This is a genomic window from Micromonospora ureilytica (genome assembly GCF_015751765.1).
Lineage (GTDB): Bacteria > Actinomycetota > Actinomycetes > Mycobacteriales > Micromonosporaceae > Micromonospora > Micromonospora ureilytica.
The window spans coordinates 634,212-647,713 of record NZ_JADOTX010000001.1 but is presented as its reverse complement, the minus strand read 5'-3'; the positions used below and the strand labels follow the sequence as shown (position 1 = coordinate 647,713).

At 70.4% G+C, this 13,502-nt stretch carries 9 protein-coding genes; 5 read left to right on the top strand and 4 right to left on the bottom strand.

Going from position 1 to position 13,502, the window contains the following annotated elements; all coding sequences use genetic code 11:
* Positions 1 to 73: 73 nt before the first annotated feature.
* Positions 74 to 478 (top strand): thioesterase family protein, encoded by a 405-nt coding sequence (locus IW248_RS03000; RefSeq protein WP_124820573.1) that lies wholly within the window; start codon positions 74 to 76, stop codon positions 476 to 478.
* Positions 475 to 1,305 carry an MBL fold metallo-hydrolase gene (locus IW248_RS02995; RefSeq protein WP_196925542.1) on the top strand — a complete coding sequence of 277 codons (831 nt, stop codon included), beginning with the start codon at positions 475 to 477 and terminating at the stop codon, positions 1,303 to 1,305. The genes IW248_RS03000 and IW248_RS02995 overlap by 4 nt, the downstream gene beginning before the upstream one ends.
* A gap of 21 nt (positions 1,306 to 1,326) precedes the next feature.
* Here the strand turns inward: IW248_RS02995 and IW248_RS02990 are convergent, their stop codons facing one another.
* The 3 genes from IW248_RS02990 to IW248_RS02980 all read right to left on the bottom strand — a co-directional run bounded on the left by IW248_RS02990 (position 1,327) and on the right by IW248_RS02980 (position 5,553).
* On the bottom strand, positions 1,327 to 3,153 hold the full coding sequence (locus IW248_RS02990; RefSeq protein ID WP_196925541.1) for an alpha-galactosidase: 1,827 nt from the start codon (positions 3,151 to 3,153) through the stop codon (positions 1,327 to 1,329).
* A gap of 177 nt (positions 3,154 to 3,330) precedes the next feature.
* Positions 3,331 to 4,266: a carbohydrate kinase family protein gene (locus IW248_RS02985; RefSeq protein ID WP_196925540.1), complete on the bottom strand. Its 936-nt coding sequence runs from the start codon at positions 4,264 to 4,266 to the stop codon at positions 3,331 to 3,333.
* Between the two features lie 114 nt (positions 4,267 to 4,380).
* Positions 4,381 to 5,553 (bottom strand): XdhC family protein, encoded by a 1,173-nt coding sequence (locus IW248_RS02980; RefSeq protein WP_307787664.1) that lies wholly within the window; start codon positions 5,551 to 5,553, stop codon positions 4,381 to 4,383.
* Between the two features lie 367 nt (positions 5,554 to 5,920).
* Here IW248_RS02980 and IW248_RS02975 point away from each other — a divergent pair, with 367 nt between their 5' ends.
* Entirely contained in the window at positions 5,921 to 7,018 is a 1,098-nt protein-coding gene (locus tag IW248_RS02975; protein ID WP_196930012.1) for a lytic polysaccharide monooxygenase, read from the top strand.
* Positions 7,019 to 7,107: 89 nt separating this feature from the next.
* On the opposite strand, the gene asnB is transcribed toward IW248_RS02975, so the two are convergent.
* Positions 7,108 to 9,069, bottom strand: a complete 1,962-nt coding sequence (gene asnB, locus IW248_RS02970) for an asparagine synthase (glutamine-hydrolyzing) (protein WP_088951893.1) — start codon at positions 9,067 to 9,069, stop codon at positions 7,108 to 7,110.
* 132 nt (positions 9,070 to 9,201) lie between these two features.
* Between asnB and IW248_RS02965 the strand changes: the two genes are divergently transcribed.
* Both IW248_RS02965 and IW248_RS02960 read left to right on the top strand, forming a co-directional pair.
* Positions 9,202 to 10,683 carry an aminopeptidase P family protein gene (locus IW248_RS02965; RefSeq protein ID WP_196925538.1) on the top strand — a complete coding sequence of 494 codons (1,482 nt, stop codon included), beginning with the start codon at positions 9,202 to 9,204 and terminating at the stop codon, positions 10,681 to 10,683.
* A 697-nt stretch (positions 10,684 to 11,380) separates the two neighbouring features.
* Positions 11,381 to 13,258, top strand: a complete 1,878-nt coding sequence (locus IW248_RS02960; protein ID WP_196925537.1) for a right-handed parallel beta-helix repeat-containing protein — start codon at positions 11,381 to 11,383, stop codon at positions 13,256 to 13,258.
* The last annotated feature ends 244 nt before the right edge of the window (positions 13,259 to 13,502 follow it).

Here is a 13,502-nt window from a genome sequence, read left to right as displayed (position 1 = left end):
CCGTCGGGGCCGGGTGCGCCCGGATCGTCGGGCGCGTGCTCGACGCGTCCAGCAAGCCCCTAGGCTGACGACCATGCAGGAGCAGCCCGAGCCGGCCTTCGCGCCGGGTCTGACCGCCCAGGTCGAGTTGACGGTCACCGACGCGGACACCGCCCAGGCGGTCGGTTCCGGGGACGTACCGGTGCTGGGCACTCCGCGGGTGCTGGCGCTGGCCGAGGCGGCCACCGTCGCGGCGACGGCGACCGGGATGCCGCCCGGTTCGACGACAGTGGGCACCCGGGTCGAGTTGGAGCACCTGGCGCCGACAGTGGTCGGCCGGACGGTCCGCGCGCAGGCGCTGCTGGCGACGGTCGACGGTCGACGGCTGTCGTTCGAGGTCACGGTCAGCGACGGCGACCAGACGGTGGCCCGGGGCCGGGTGGACCGCATCCTGGTCGACCGGGGACGCTTCGTCGAGCGGGCCGGGCGGGTGTCGTGAACGCCGGCTTCGTCGAGGTCGCCGACCGGGTGCACGTGCTGGCCGAGCCGCTGCTGCGGGTCAACGTCACACTTGTCGTCGGCGACGACGAGGCGCTACTGGTGGACACGCTCTCGTCGGCCGCTCAGGCCACCGAGCTGGCCGCGGCCGTCCGGGCGGTCACCGACCGTCCGTTGACGCTCGTGAACACCCACCACCACTACGACCACTGCTTCGGCAACGCCGTCCTGGCCGGCGACCCACCCCGTCCGGTGTACGCGCACGAACTGGCCGCCGCCGCCCTGCGCGAGGAGCCGGAGCGGCTGCGCCGGGAGGCGTACGAGGAGTTGCGCACGGAGCACCCGGCGCTCGCCGCCGAGCTGGCCGACACCCCGCTGCTCGCCCCGACGCACATCGTGCACGTCGAAACGGTCCTCGACCTGGGCGGTCGACGGGTGCTGCTGCGACACCCCGGGCGGGGGCACACCGAGGCCGACCTGGTGGTGCACGTGCCGGACGCCGACGTGTTGGTCGCCGGGGACCTGGTGGAGCAGAGCGGCCCGCCCGCCTTCGAGGACTCGTACCCCTTGCAGTGGCCGGACGCGGTCGCGGACCTGCTGCGTCTGACCACCGCGCGCACGGTGGTCATCCCGGGCCACGGCGACCCGGTGGACGTCGACTTCGTCCGGGCCCAGCACGCGGAGCTGGCGAAGCTGGCCTGGCTGATCCGGGCCGGGCACACCGGCAGCGCCCCGCCGGAGCGGGTGGCCGCCGAGGCGCCCTTCGGCGCCCGACCCGCCCTGGTCGCCGCCCACCGCGCCTACGACCAACTGAACGGCGACCTCTAGCCCCTCCCACCACCGGCGCGGCTACGCCTGGGTGCGCCGCCACTGCTGGTGGGTGCCGGTGCCGCACGTCCACTGGGCGAGACGGGCACCGTCGGTGGTGGCGGCGTTGAGCACCTCGAGGCACTTGCCGCTGTGCCGGGCGACGAGCTGCACGTACCCGGTGCCGAGGTCCTGTACGCGCCACTGCTGGTTGGTGCCGCCGTTGCAGCTCCACTGGATCACGCGGGCACCGTCGGCGGTGGCGGTCGCGCCGCCGCTGACGTCGAGGCACTTGCCGCTGTGCACGCTGACCACCGTCTGGTAACCCCCACCCGCGTCCTGGAACCGCCAGCGCTGGTTGGGCTGACCGTTCGCGGCCCACTGCACCATCTCGGCGCCGTCGGTGGTGGCGTTGTTGTAGACGTCCAGCAGCTTGCCGCTGTGCCGCGCGGCGAGGGTGTACGTGGTCGGCACCGGCACTGTGGTGTCCGGGGCCAGCCGGTACAGCCCGGACCCGTGGGCGGGGAGCGACCGGGTGAGGGTGCCGGTCACCGTGCCGAGGGCCGCGCCGGACCACAGGTCGGTCACGGCCGCCGCCCCGATCCCGAGGTCGGCGAGGTTCACCGACACCTGCGCCGCGCTGCTGTTGCGGTTGAACAGTGCGACGTACCGATCGTTGCTGCCCGGCACGTCGGCGGCCCACACCTGCTGGCTGCCACCGTAGAGCTGACGGTTGTTCGCGCTGTTCTGGTTGACCCCGATGACGGCGGCGTTGGTCATCAGGGCCAGCTCCGCGGCGCGGTTCTCGACCAGGTTGCCGCCCCACATCAGCGGCGCCCGGTTGATCGCCCAGAGTGACATCAGGGTCCGCTGCTCGTCGGAGGTCAGGTTGGAGTAGCGCGGCGACCCGACCGGCCCGTACTTGGAGAGCCGGCCGATCGGAATCATGTCGGCGTCGGGCCAGGCGCCGGTGGTGCGGTACGGGGTCCAGTTGCGCAGTTGGTCGAAGAGCGCGTCCACTGACGACCAGTTGTCCCACAGGTCGTTGACGATCCGCCACATGTGCGCGTTGGCCTGGACGTGTGCGCCGTTGGCCACCGAGGTCGGGCCGGGTGAAAGGCTCAGCACCATCGGACGGCCGCTCCGCTGGATGGCCGTTCGGTACCCCTCGATCTCCGACTGCCGGTACGTCGGGGCGGCGATGTCGTCCACCTTCACGTAGTCGACCCCCCAGGAGGCCAGCAGCTGGAACATCGAGTCCAGGTAGGTCTGCGCGCAGGGGTTGGACATGTTCAGGCCCCACATCAGGTTGAGCCAGTTCGCGGTGGTGGTGTTGTTGATCTGGTTGGCGCGGCAGGTGGTGCCGAGGATCGGGACGTTGTCGGCGACCGCCTGGCGGGGAATGCCACGCATCAGGTGGACGCCGAACTTCAGCCCCTGCCCGTGGACGTAGTCAGCGAGGGGCTTGAACCCGTTGTCACCGGCGGCGGACGGGAACCGGCTGGTGTCCGGCAGCAGCCGCCCGTTGGCGTCCATCCGGAGCCGGGGTTGCAGGTTCGCGTCCTGGTTGGGGCTGTTGTTGTGCCGACCGGGGTAGTACCAGGCCCAGTCGATCACCACGTACTCCCAGCCGAACTGCCGCAGGTTGGTGCCCATGTAGTCGGCGTTGGCCCGGACGTCGGCCTCGGTGACGCTCCAGTTGAACGAGTCGTAGCTGTTCCACCCCATCGGCGGGGTGTCGGCCACCCCGTTGTCCCACGCGAGCGCCCGCTCCGGCGGGTCGGCGACGACTATCCCGGCAGCCACGAGAAGCATCACCAGCAGGGCCGCGACGCGGCGGAACGCCACAGGTACCAGAGCCACACGCATCAGAGCCTCCCCGACGACGCCCACGTTTCCATCGTGCGTCGTCGATGTTAACGCTCACAAATCCCCGAGGTCAACCCCTCGCTCCTGCCGCGATCTTGCACTTTCTGCGGGGCCAAAAATGAGCAAAGCGGACCAACCGACGACCGAAAGTGCAAGATCGGCGCGGGTCGGCCGGGCTCAGGTGTTGAAGCGGTTCTGCACGGCGGCGCGGGTGGGCATGGCGGTGGCGCCGCCCGGGGATTCGCAGACCAGGCCGGCTACCCGCAGGGCGAAGGCCACCCGGTCGGCCCAGCCCGACGGGCCCTCCGGCTCGCCGTCGAGGAGCAGGTCGGCGATCAACGCGGCCATCACCGAGTCACCCGCGCCGGTGGCGTCGATCGCGTTGACCTTGGGCGCCGGCACCCGGACCGGGTCGGCCTCGGCGGCGGCCAGCACCGCCCCGGCCGCGCCGATCGTCACCACCACCGTGCCGGCCCCCAGCTCACGCAGGTACGCCGCCACCCCCTCGACCGGCTCACCGGGATAGAGCAGCACCGCGTCGGCGGCGCTCAGCTTGACCAGGTTGGCGCTGGCGGCGAACTCGGCCACCACCTCGCGCAGCCCCTCCAGCGCGGCCGGTCCGTTCAGTAGCCGGGCGCGCACGTTCGGGTCGAAGACCCGCAGGCCGGCGGCGAGCGACCAGGCACGTCGGGCGGCGGCCAGCGTGTCGGGTTGGAGCAGCACGATCGAGCCGCAGTAGAGCACGTCGGCACCCTCCAGCAGCGCCAGGTCCAGATCGTCGGGGCCGAGCAGTCCGTAGGAGGGCGGCTCGCCGTAGAAACGGAAGTCCGGCTCCGGCCCGGTGTACGTGACCACCGCGAGCGTGGTCGGCGCCGGCGCCGTGATCGCACCGGCCACCCCGACGTCGGCTGCGGTGAGGAACGCGCGGATCCGGCCGCCCAGCGCGTCGTCACCGAGCGAGCCGACGAACTGCGCCGCGCCACCGAGTCGGGCCACCCCGACGGCGACGTTGAGCGGCCCGCCGCCGATGGCCTGCCGATAGACCCGCTCCCCGTCGAGCTCGCCGTCGAGCAGGTCGACGAGCGCTTCGCCGAGCACCACCGCGTATCCCATGCCGATCCTCTCGTCGTCGCCACCGACCGCTGCTCGCCGAGCCGATCGCCGTGGCACCAGGCTGGCACAACGCGCGGCCCGATGGACGCCGAAGGCCACGCACTGCCGCGCGCGCTACCCCGGTCGGTGGATCGGCCCGTCGAGCGCCGCGAGGGGGCCGCCGGTACCACCCCACCGGGCCGCGACGATCTGCGCGGCCACACTCACCGCGGTCTCCTCCGGGGTACGACCACCGAGATCCAACCCGATCGGGGAGGCGAGCCGGGCGAGCTGGTCCGGGCTGAGCCCCGCCTCGCTCAGCAGCTTGTGTCGCTCGTCGTGGGTGCGCCGTGAGCCCATCGCGCCGACGAACGCCAACCGGTGGCGCAGCGCCAACTCCAGCAGCGGCACGTCGAACTTCGGATCGTGGGTGAGCACGCACACCACCGTCCGCTCGTCGAGCCGACCCGCCGCCAACTCCGTACGCAGGTAGCGGTGCGGCCACTGCGCCACCACCTCGTCCGCCTCGGGAAAGCGCTGCGCGGTGGCGAAGACCGGCCGGGCGTCGCAGACGGTGACCCGGTAGCCGAGGAACGCGCCGATCCGGGCCACCGCGGCGGCGAAGTCGATAGCCCCGAAGACGATCATCCGGGGTGGGGTTGCGTACGCGGTCACGAAGAGGCTGAGCCCGCCACCGCGGCGCTGCCCGTGGTACCCGTACCGGAGCATCCCGCTGCGCCCGGCGGCGAGCAGCCCGAGGGCGTCGTCGCGGGCGGCGTCGTCGAGCCGGTCGTCGCCGAGCGAACCGATGGACCGCTCACCGGTCAGCACCAGCCGCCGGCCAAGCCGCCGAGCCGGGTCGCTCGGCCCGGCATCCGGCGGAACACCGGCGCCGGAGGTTGGGTCGCTGGCGTCGGCGGATACGCAGGTGACGATTGCCGCCGGGTGGCCGCCGCGGCGGGCGGCGGCGACCGCGTCCAGTGCCGGCAGGGCGCTCGCGTCGACGCGCTCCACGAACACGTCGAGGATGCCGCCGCACGTCAGGCCCACGGTGTACGCGTCGTCGTCGCTGATCCCGTAGCGGTGCAGCTCGGGTTGGCCGGTGTCGAGCACAGGACGGGCCCGTTCGTAGAGATCCGCCTCGACGCAGCCGCCGGAGACGCTGCCGATGACCGTGCCGTCGGTCGCGACCACCATTGCGGCGCCGGGCGGCTGCGGGGCGGAGTGCCAGGTCGCCACGACTGTGGCCAGCGCGACCGACTCGCCGTCGCGGCAGCGGCGGTGCACCTCGTCGAACACGTCCGGCACCGGCTGCCGCCTCTCCGTTCCCGCTCCCCGTAGGCAGGATATGGCGTCCAGCGGCGACCGGCGGGTCTTCTCGTGCATCGAGCAATGCCTATTGCGCTCGGCCCGTGGGGCGTGGTGGGATGACGCGTACCGGGCGGTGCGAGGGCTGCGGCGCCGCCGGTTGCCGGGTTGGTTAGACGCGAGGGCACCGGTCCAGGACTGGACCGTCGACGGCGCACGTCCGCTGGCTGTTTCCGCCGGGGCACGTCGCCGTGATCGTCGCACCGCTCACGACAGCGGGGCGATCACGCCACATCCCACCCGATTGCGGCGGGGCGGCTCAGCCAGCGCCCCTCGCGAGTCAGGAGAACCCGTGAACCGTTCCCGTATGGCCACATTGCTCACTGCGGCCGTGACCCTCGCGCTGGGCGCTGTCGCCCTGGCGGCCAATCCGCAGCCGGCCGCCGCGCACGGCGCGGCGATGACGCCGGGCAGCCGCACCTACCTGTGCTGGCAGGACGGCCGCAGCCAGACCGGTGAGATCAAGCCGAACAACCCCGCGTGTTCCGCCGCCGTGGCGCAGAGCGGGGCGAACTCGCTGTACAACTGGTTCAGCGTGCTGCGTTCCGACGCTGGCGGCCGGACCACCGGCTTCATCCCGGACGGGCAACTGTGCAGCGGCGGCGCAACCGGTTTCCGCGGCTACGACCTGCCGCGCACCGACTGGCCGTTGACCCACCTGACCGCCGGGGCGCGGTTGGACTTCAAGTACAGCAACTGGGCGCACCACCCGGGCACGTTCTACTTCTACGTGACGAAGAACAGCTGGAGCCCGACCCGGGCCCTGGCCTGGAGTGACCTGGAGGAGCCGTTCCTCACGGTGACCAACCCGCCGCAGCGCGGGTCGGTCGGCAGCAACGACGGCCACTACTACTTCAGCGGCAACCTGCCGTCGGGCAAGAGTGGCCGGCACATCATCTACTCCCGCTGGGTCCGCTCGGACTCGCAGGAGAACTTCTTCGGCTGCTCCGACGTGACCTTCGACGGCGGCAGCGGCCAGGTCACCGGCGTGGGTCCGGGTGGTACGCCGACCGACCCCACCGACCCGCCGACCGACCCGACCGATCCGCCGACCGACCCGACGGATCCGCCGACCGACCCGACCACCCCGCCGCCGTCCGGCGGTGACTGCATGGCCACCTACAAGGTGTCCAGCACCTGGCAGGGCGGTTTCCAGGGCGAGGTCACGATCATGAATCACGGCAGTTCGCCGTTCTCCGGTTGGACAGCGAGCTGGACCTGGCCCAACGGGCAGGCGATCAGTCAGATCTGGGGCGCCACACAGTCGTCGTCCGGCTCGACGGTGACGGCGACGAACGTCGGTTACAACGGCACCGTCGCACCGAATGGCACCACGACGTTCGGCTTCCTGGCGAGTTCCACAGGAACCAACGGGCTCCCCACAGTCACCTGCGCCCGCCGCTAACCACCACCACACTGAAATGATCAAGAGGTTTGCGTCACCGGAACCGCTCCGGATGACGCAAACCTCTTGATCAACAGGGTGGGGCAGGGTCAGCGGACCATGGAGCCGACGACCGGCTTCGTGAGCAGTGCCGACTGGTTGCGCTGGATACCCGGGTCGAGGGTCTTGGCCACGAAGATCGCGTGCCAGATGCAGAAGATCAGCACCGTCCACACCTTGCGGGAGTGGTCGGCCTCCTCCCGCTTGTGCTCGTCGAGCAGCCGCAGCGCGTACGACAGGTCGAGCAGGTCGCCCGCACCCGAGGTGCTGAGCACGTGCCGGGCCCACTCGTACATCTCGCCGCGCAGCCAGACCCGGGTGGGGGTCGGGAAGCCCAGCTTCTTGCGGTTGACGATGGCCGGCGGCACGACACCCTGCAACGCCTGACGCATCGCGTACTTGGTGGCGTCGGAGCGCGGCGGCAGCTTCAGGTCGACCGGGATCTTCGCCGCGACATCGAAGACCTCACGGTCGAGGAACGGCACCCGCACCTCCAGCGAGTGCGACATCGAGATCCGGTCGGCCTTGACCAGGATGTCGCCGCGCAGCCAGGTGTAGAGGTCGACGTACTGCATCTTGGTGACGTCGTCGAGCTCCGTGCACTCGGCGTAGATCGGGGCGGTGACATCCGTGTAACGCACCGAGGGGTCGTAGCGGCGCATCAGGTGCTGCTTCTCCTCCTCGGTGAACATCCGGGCGTTGCCGTAGTAACGCTCCTCGATCGGGGTGGTGCCGCGCTCCAGGAAGCTCTTGCCCTTGACCCCCTGCGGGATCGCCTTGGAGACCGCGCGCAGCCCCTTCTGCACACCGCCGGGCAGGCCGTTGACGGTGCCCAGCGACAGCGGCTCCCGGTAGATCGTGTAACCGCCGAAGAACTCGTCCGCGCCCTCACCGGAGAGCACCACGGTGACGTGCTCGGCGGCCTTCTTGGCAACGAAGTAGAGCGGCACCAGCGCCGGGTCGGCCACCGGGTCGTCCAGGTGCCAGACGATCTTCGGCAGCGCGTCGATCATGTCCTGCGGACCGATCTTGGTGGGGATCGTCGTGACGTCGAGGTGCCGGGCCGACTCCTGGGCGACGTCGATCTCCGAGTAACCCGGCACGTCGTAACCGACGGTGAAGGTGAGGATGTTCGGGTTGAATTCCCGCGCCAGCGCCACCACCGCCGTGGAGTCGATGCCACTGGACAGGAACGAGCCGACCGGCACGTCGGAGCGCATGTGCATGCGCACGCTCTCCCGCAGCGTCTCGCGGATCTCGTGGTAGAGCTTCTGCTCGTCGTCGACAGGCGCCGGCCGGAACACCGGCCGGTACCACCGGCGTACGTCGATCCGGCCACCCGGCGTCCAGTTCAGGTACTCCCCCGAGCCGATCCGGCTGATGCCCTTGTGCAGGGTGCCGGGCTCGGGAACGTACTGCAGGGTCAGGTAGTGACTCAGGTTGGCCGTGTCGACGCCCGCGTCGCCCTGGTAGTTGCTGTGCGCGAACGGCAGCAGCGCCTTCTTCTCCGAGGCCAGGTAGAGGCCGTCGGCGGTCTCCAGGTAGTGCATCGGCTTGATGCCGAAGTAGTCGCGGGCACCGAAAGCCCGGCGCTCCTGCCGGTCCCAGATGACGAAGGCGAACATGCCCCGCAGCCGGGTGAGCACCTGCTCACCCCAGAAGTGGTAGCCGGCGACGATCACCTCACCGTCACCGGCGGTGGCGAACTGGGCGCCGAAGTTCCTGATCAACTCCTCGCGCAGCTCGATGTAGTTGTAGATCTCGCCGTTGAAGGTCAGCAGGTAACGGCCGTTCGCGTAGGGCAGTGGCTCGTGGCTCGACGCGACGTCGATGATGGCCAGCCGCTTGTGGGCGAACACGCCGTCCGCGTACCGGCCGGAGGCGTCGCCGACCACCTCGACCCCGGTCTCGTCGGGGCCGCGGTGGTGCAGGCATTCCAACGCTCCGGCGATGTGGTCGCGATGGGCGGCGGCGTTGCCGTTCGCGCTGAAGAAGGCCAGAAGTCCGCACATGGTGGCCATCTTTCCACGCGCCCTGTCGGCCCTTGCAGCCGTCCGTCGATCCGCCCGACTCCCAGGGGGCGTTACCGCCAACCGGGCGCGCGGTACCGTCGGGACCAGCAACGAAGCGGAGGGAGCGGCGCAATGACCGAGGGACGCACCGACGGTACGCCGACGGACGGTACGGAATCGCACGATCCGGACTTCCCGGAGGCGTTCCTGTCCTTCATGCGGCAGGGCTGGCGCGACACGGCGCTCCCCGTGACGCCCCGCCCGGAGACGCCCAACTACGCCAAGCGACGGGCCGCCCTCTCGGCGGCCTTCCCCGGCGAGACGCTGGTGATCCCCACCGGCACCGAGAAGGTCCGGGCCAACGACACCGACTACCCGTTCCGGCCGGGCAGCGACTTCGCCTACCTGACCGGCGACCACGACGCCGACAGCGTGCTGGTGCTGCGCCCGAACGGCTCGGGGCACGACGCGATGCTGTACATGCGGCCCCGGTCCTCCCGGGAGACCGACGAGTTCTTCCGCAGCCGCAACGGCGAGCTGTGGGTGGGCCGGCGGCACACCCTCGGCGAGAAGTCGACCGAGCTGGGCCTGCCCACCGCCGACCTGACCGGCCTGGACGCGACGCTCGCCGACCTGGCTCCGGGGCGTACCCGGGTGTTGCGCGGTTTCGACGCCCAGGTGGACGCGGCCGTCCGCCAGTACGACGGGCCGCGCGCCGAGGGCCAGCCCGCCCGGGACCGGGAGCTGGCGATCGCCATCTCGGAGATGAAGCTGGTCAAGGACGAGTGGGAGATCGGCCAACTCCAGGACGCGATCGACGCCACAGTGCGCGGCTTCGAGGACGTGGCCCGGATCCTGCCGGCCGACCGGGCGGTCTCCGAACGGCTCCTGGAGGGCGTCTTCGCGCTGCGGGCCCGCCACGACGGCAACGACGTCGGGTACAGCTCGATCGTCGGTGCCGGCGAACACGCCACGATCCTGCACTGGGTGCACAACCACGGCGCCACCCGACCGGGTGACCTGCTGCTGATGGACATGGGTGTCGAGGGCCGCAACCTCTACACCGCCGACGTCACCCGGGTCCTGCCGGTGAGCGGCCGGTTCACCGCGCTGCAGCGCCAGGTCTACGACATCGTGTACGCCTCGCAGCAGGCCGGCATCGAGGCCATCCGCCCCGGGGTGAAGTTCAAGGACGTCCACCTGACCTGCATGCGGGTGCTCGCCGAGGGCCTGTCCGAGCTGGGTCTGCTGCCGGTGAGCGTGGACGAGGCGATGGACGAGAAGTCGACGGTCTACCGGCGGTGGACGCTGCACGGCTTCGGCCACATGCTCGGCATCGACGTGCACGACTGCTCGAACGCCCGCAAGGAGACGTACCGCGACGGCGCCCTGGGCGAGGGCTACGTGCTCACCGTCGAGCCCGGCCTGTACTTCCAGCCGGAGGACGAACTGGTCCCCGCCGAGCTGCGCGGTGTGGGCATCCGGATCGAGGACGACGTGCTGGTCACCGCGACCGGCGCGGTCAACCTGTCAGCCGGCCTGCCCCGCACCTCCGACGAGGTGGAGACCTGGCTGGCCGAGCAGCGCGAAGCCGGCCCCCGCCTGCCCAGCTGACCCGCCTGCGCCTGGCCCGCCCGGCCGGGCCGGTTAAGCCCCGCCCGTGATCCACTCGGTTTCCGTGAAGTCGTGCCATCCATGTCGCTCGGATGCCGCGTTATCAGCGAAACCGAGTGGATCACGTCCCTGGGGTGAGTGATGTGCGGTAGCCGCACACCCCGACGGCCCGTTTCCGCGACAGCGGGAGATGCGCCGCCCCCACGCCCGGTCCCTCCCTCTCCGGCCCGGCCATCTGGGGCCTAGCCCTCTCCGGCCTAGGGTGACCTGGCCCTCCCCCAGGGCTCGCAACCAGGGGCCCCAGCCGTGATCCACTCGGGTTCCTTGAAGTCGCGGCATCCCTGTCGCTCGGATACCGCGTTATCAGCAAAACCGAGTGGATCACGCCCGACGGCGAACAACGTTCGGCATCCGCACACCCCGACGGCCGCAGCGACGGTGACCGGGCGGCGGCATTCGGCCTGCCCAGCGACCCCGTTCGTCGGTGTTTGTGCTGCTCGGGCCCTTTCTGACAGCCCGGCACCGGTCGCCCGCCGTCACCTGAGATGCGTCTAATGCGTGGTTATCTCAGATAAGTCGGCATCGCGAAGATCGTTCTCATACGGTGGGGATCAGAGGCTACAACCCATTTGTAGCTGGTCGTGGCGCCTCGGGCGGTGCGATCCCGTCTGGTAGCAGGAAAGGGCGGAAGGCTCTGATGTCCAACGACGTAACGAGTACCGACGGCGGGGCCTCGACAGCTCCGCCAACACGGCGAAGGCGGGCGCTCTGGGTCGCCGGTGTGGCCGGGCTGACCGGCGTGGTCGGCCTGGCGGCCCTCGGCGGCGTCGCCGCTCGGGACGACAAGCCAAAGGCCGACCAGGTGTCGGACGCGCAGCCGTCGACGAACCGGCAGAGCGTCAGCGACGACGGCGGCGCGGACAAGGGCGGCGCCAAGGACGACGGCGGTCAGGACGACGAGTGGAGCGGCGACGACTGGAGCGGCTTCGACGACCGGTCCGGCAAGAATGGCAAGGACCGCGAGGACGGCAAGGACGGCGAGCACGACGAGAAGGACCGCACCAAGCAGGTCCCGTGCGACTCCGACAAGCTGATCCAGGCGATCACGTTCGCCAACAACGAGGACGGCGGCGTGCTGGAGCTGGCCAGGGGCTGCACCTACACCCTGACTCGCAACCAGGACGGCAACGGCCTGCCGGTGATCACCGAGCACATCACCCTCAAGGGTGAGCACACCACCATCGGCCGCGAGGCCACTGCCGACTACTTCCGCATCCTCAACGTCGGCGCTGGCGGGCACCTCACTCTCAAGGGCCTGAGCATCAGGGGTGGCCAGACCCTTCAGTCCCCGATGACCGCCGACCCGGCGACGGTCTGGGCGCCGTACTCGGCCCAGGTCCGCTCGACCGCGGCCCAGCCGCCGGCCGCGGCGGCGCCCGCCGCCAAGTCGGCTACCACTGCCGCGCCCAGCGCCAAGCCAGCAGCGGCAGCGGCAGCAAAGTCGGCAGCAACCGCCGCCAAGCCGGCAGCGAAGGCAGCGCCTGTCAAGGCCACGGCAGCGCCAGCCAAGGCTGCCGGCAAGCCGGCTGCGAAAGCAGCGCCGGCCAAGCCCGTAACGGCAGCAACCAAGGCCACCACTGCCAAGCCGGTAGCCGCGGCGGCGAAGCCGGTGGGTGCCGGTACGGCGGTGGCGCCGCTGGTGGAGCAGCCTGGGTTCACCGACGGCGCCGGGGTGCTGGTGCAGCCCGGTGGTCGCGCGGAGATCCTGGACAGCGAGTTGCTCTACAACCAGTCCGGCGGCAACGGTGGCGGGCTAGCCAACTTCGGCAGCACCAGGCTCAGCAAGACGACCGTCGCGCACAACACCGCCTTCTTCTTCGGCGGTGGCGTCTTCAACGCCGGCGTACTCCAGGTCGACGAGTCGAAGATCAAGGACAACACCGGGATCATCGGCGGCGGTGGCATCTCCAACGGCGCTGCCGACATCTTCACCGAGGACGTCAACGGCGGCTCGGTCTGGGTCTACAAGAGCGAGATCACCGACAACGAGACGCTCGGCTTCGGCGGCGGCGTCCTGGATGTCGAGGGCACCACGACGCTGCACCAGACGACGGTCAGTGACAACACCGCGCTCCTCGCCGGTGGTGGCATCGCGGTGGCCGACAGCCAGCTCACCCTCAAGGACGCCACGGTGGTCAAGAACAGCACCGCTGGCGTGGGTGGCGGCGTGGCCGTGACCTCCGACAGCGTCGCGACGATCGAGAACAGCAGGATCACTGACAACACCGCAGGCTTCTTCGGTGCCGGCCTCTACAACGAGGACAGCGTCACCACGCTGCGCGAGAGCGAGGTGACGGGCAACCGGGCCGTCGGCCCGTTCGGCAGCGGCGGTGGCATCTACAACACCGATGGTGGCGAGATCAGCCTCCACCGGACGAAGGTGACGCACAACTTCGCCACGTTGCCGCCCGGCGGGATCTCCAACGGCCTCTTCAGCTTCGTGCGGCTGGACGACGAGTCCGTGGTGTCCGCCAACCGCCCTACCAACTGCCTGAACGTTCCCGGGTGCTTCTGACCGGAACGGGTGGCTGAACCACATAGAGGGCGCGCCCCTTCGAGCCGTGTCGGCTCGGAGGGGCGTACCAATTTGGGCAGGTCAGGCGCGTGCAGGCCGGCTTGGGCGGCGGTGTGTCGGTCCAGGCCCCGCTGGGGGCAACATGAACCGAATGTGGGCTTCTCTCGGATAAGCCCGCGAGGCGAGGAACCTTCTCATACGGTGGTTTTGGGAGCTACAACCGATTTGTAGCAGGGGACACCCG

Excerpts from the sequence above, each read along its gene's own strand:
- IW248_RS03000 (WP_124820573.1), top strand. The coding sequence starts at position 74 with ATGCAGGAGCAGCCCGAGCCGGCCTTCGCGCCGGGTCTGACCGCCCAG.
- IW248_RS02990 (WP_196925541.1), bottom strand. The coding sequence starts at position 3,153 with ATGCGTGTGGCTCTGGTACCTGTGGCGTTCCGCCGCGTCGCGGCCCTG.
- IW248_RS02985 (WP_196925540.1), bottom strand. The coding sequence starts at position 4,266 with ATGGGATACGCGGTGGTGCTCGGCGAAGCGCTCGTCGACCTGCTCGAC.
- IW248_RS02975 (WP_196930012.1), top strand. The coding sequence starts at position 5,921 with ATGGCCACATTGCTCACTGCGGCCGTGACCCTCGCGCTGGGCGCTGTC.
- asnB (WP_088951893.1), bottom strand. The coding sequence starts at position 9,069 with ATGTGCGGACTTCTGGCCTTCTTCAGCGCGAACGGCAACGCCGCCGCC.
- IW248_RS02965 (WP_196925538.1), top strand. The coding sequence starts at position 9,202 with ATGACCGAGGGACGCACCGACGGTACGCCGACGGACGGTACGGAATCG.
- IW248_RS02960 (WP_196925537.1), top strand. The coding sequence starts at position 11,381 with ATGTCCAACGACGTAACGAGTACCGACGGCGGGGCCTCGACAGCTCCG.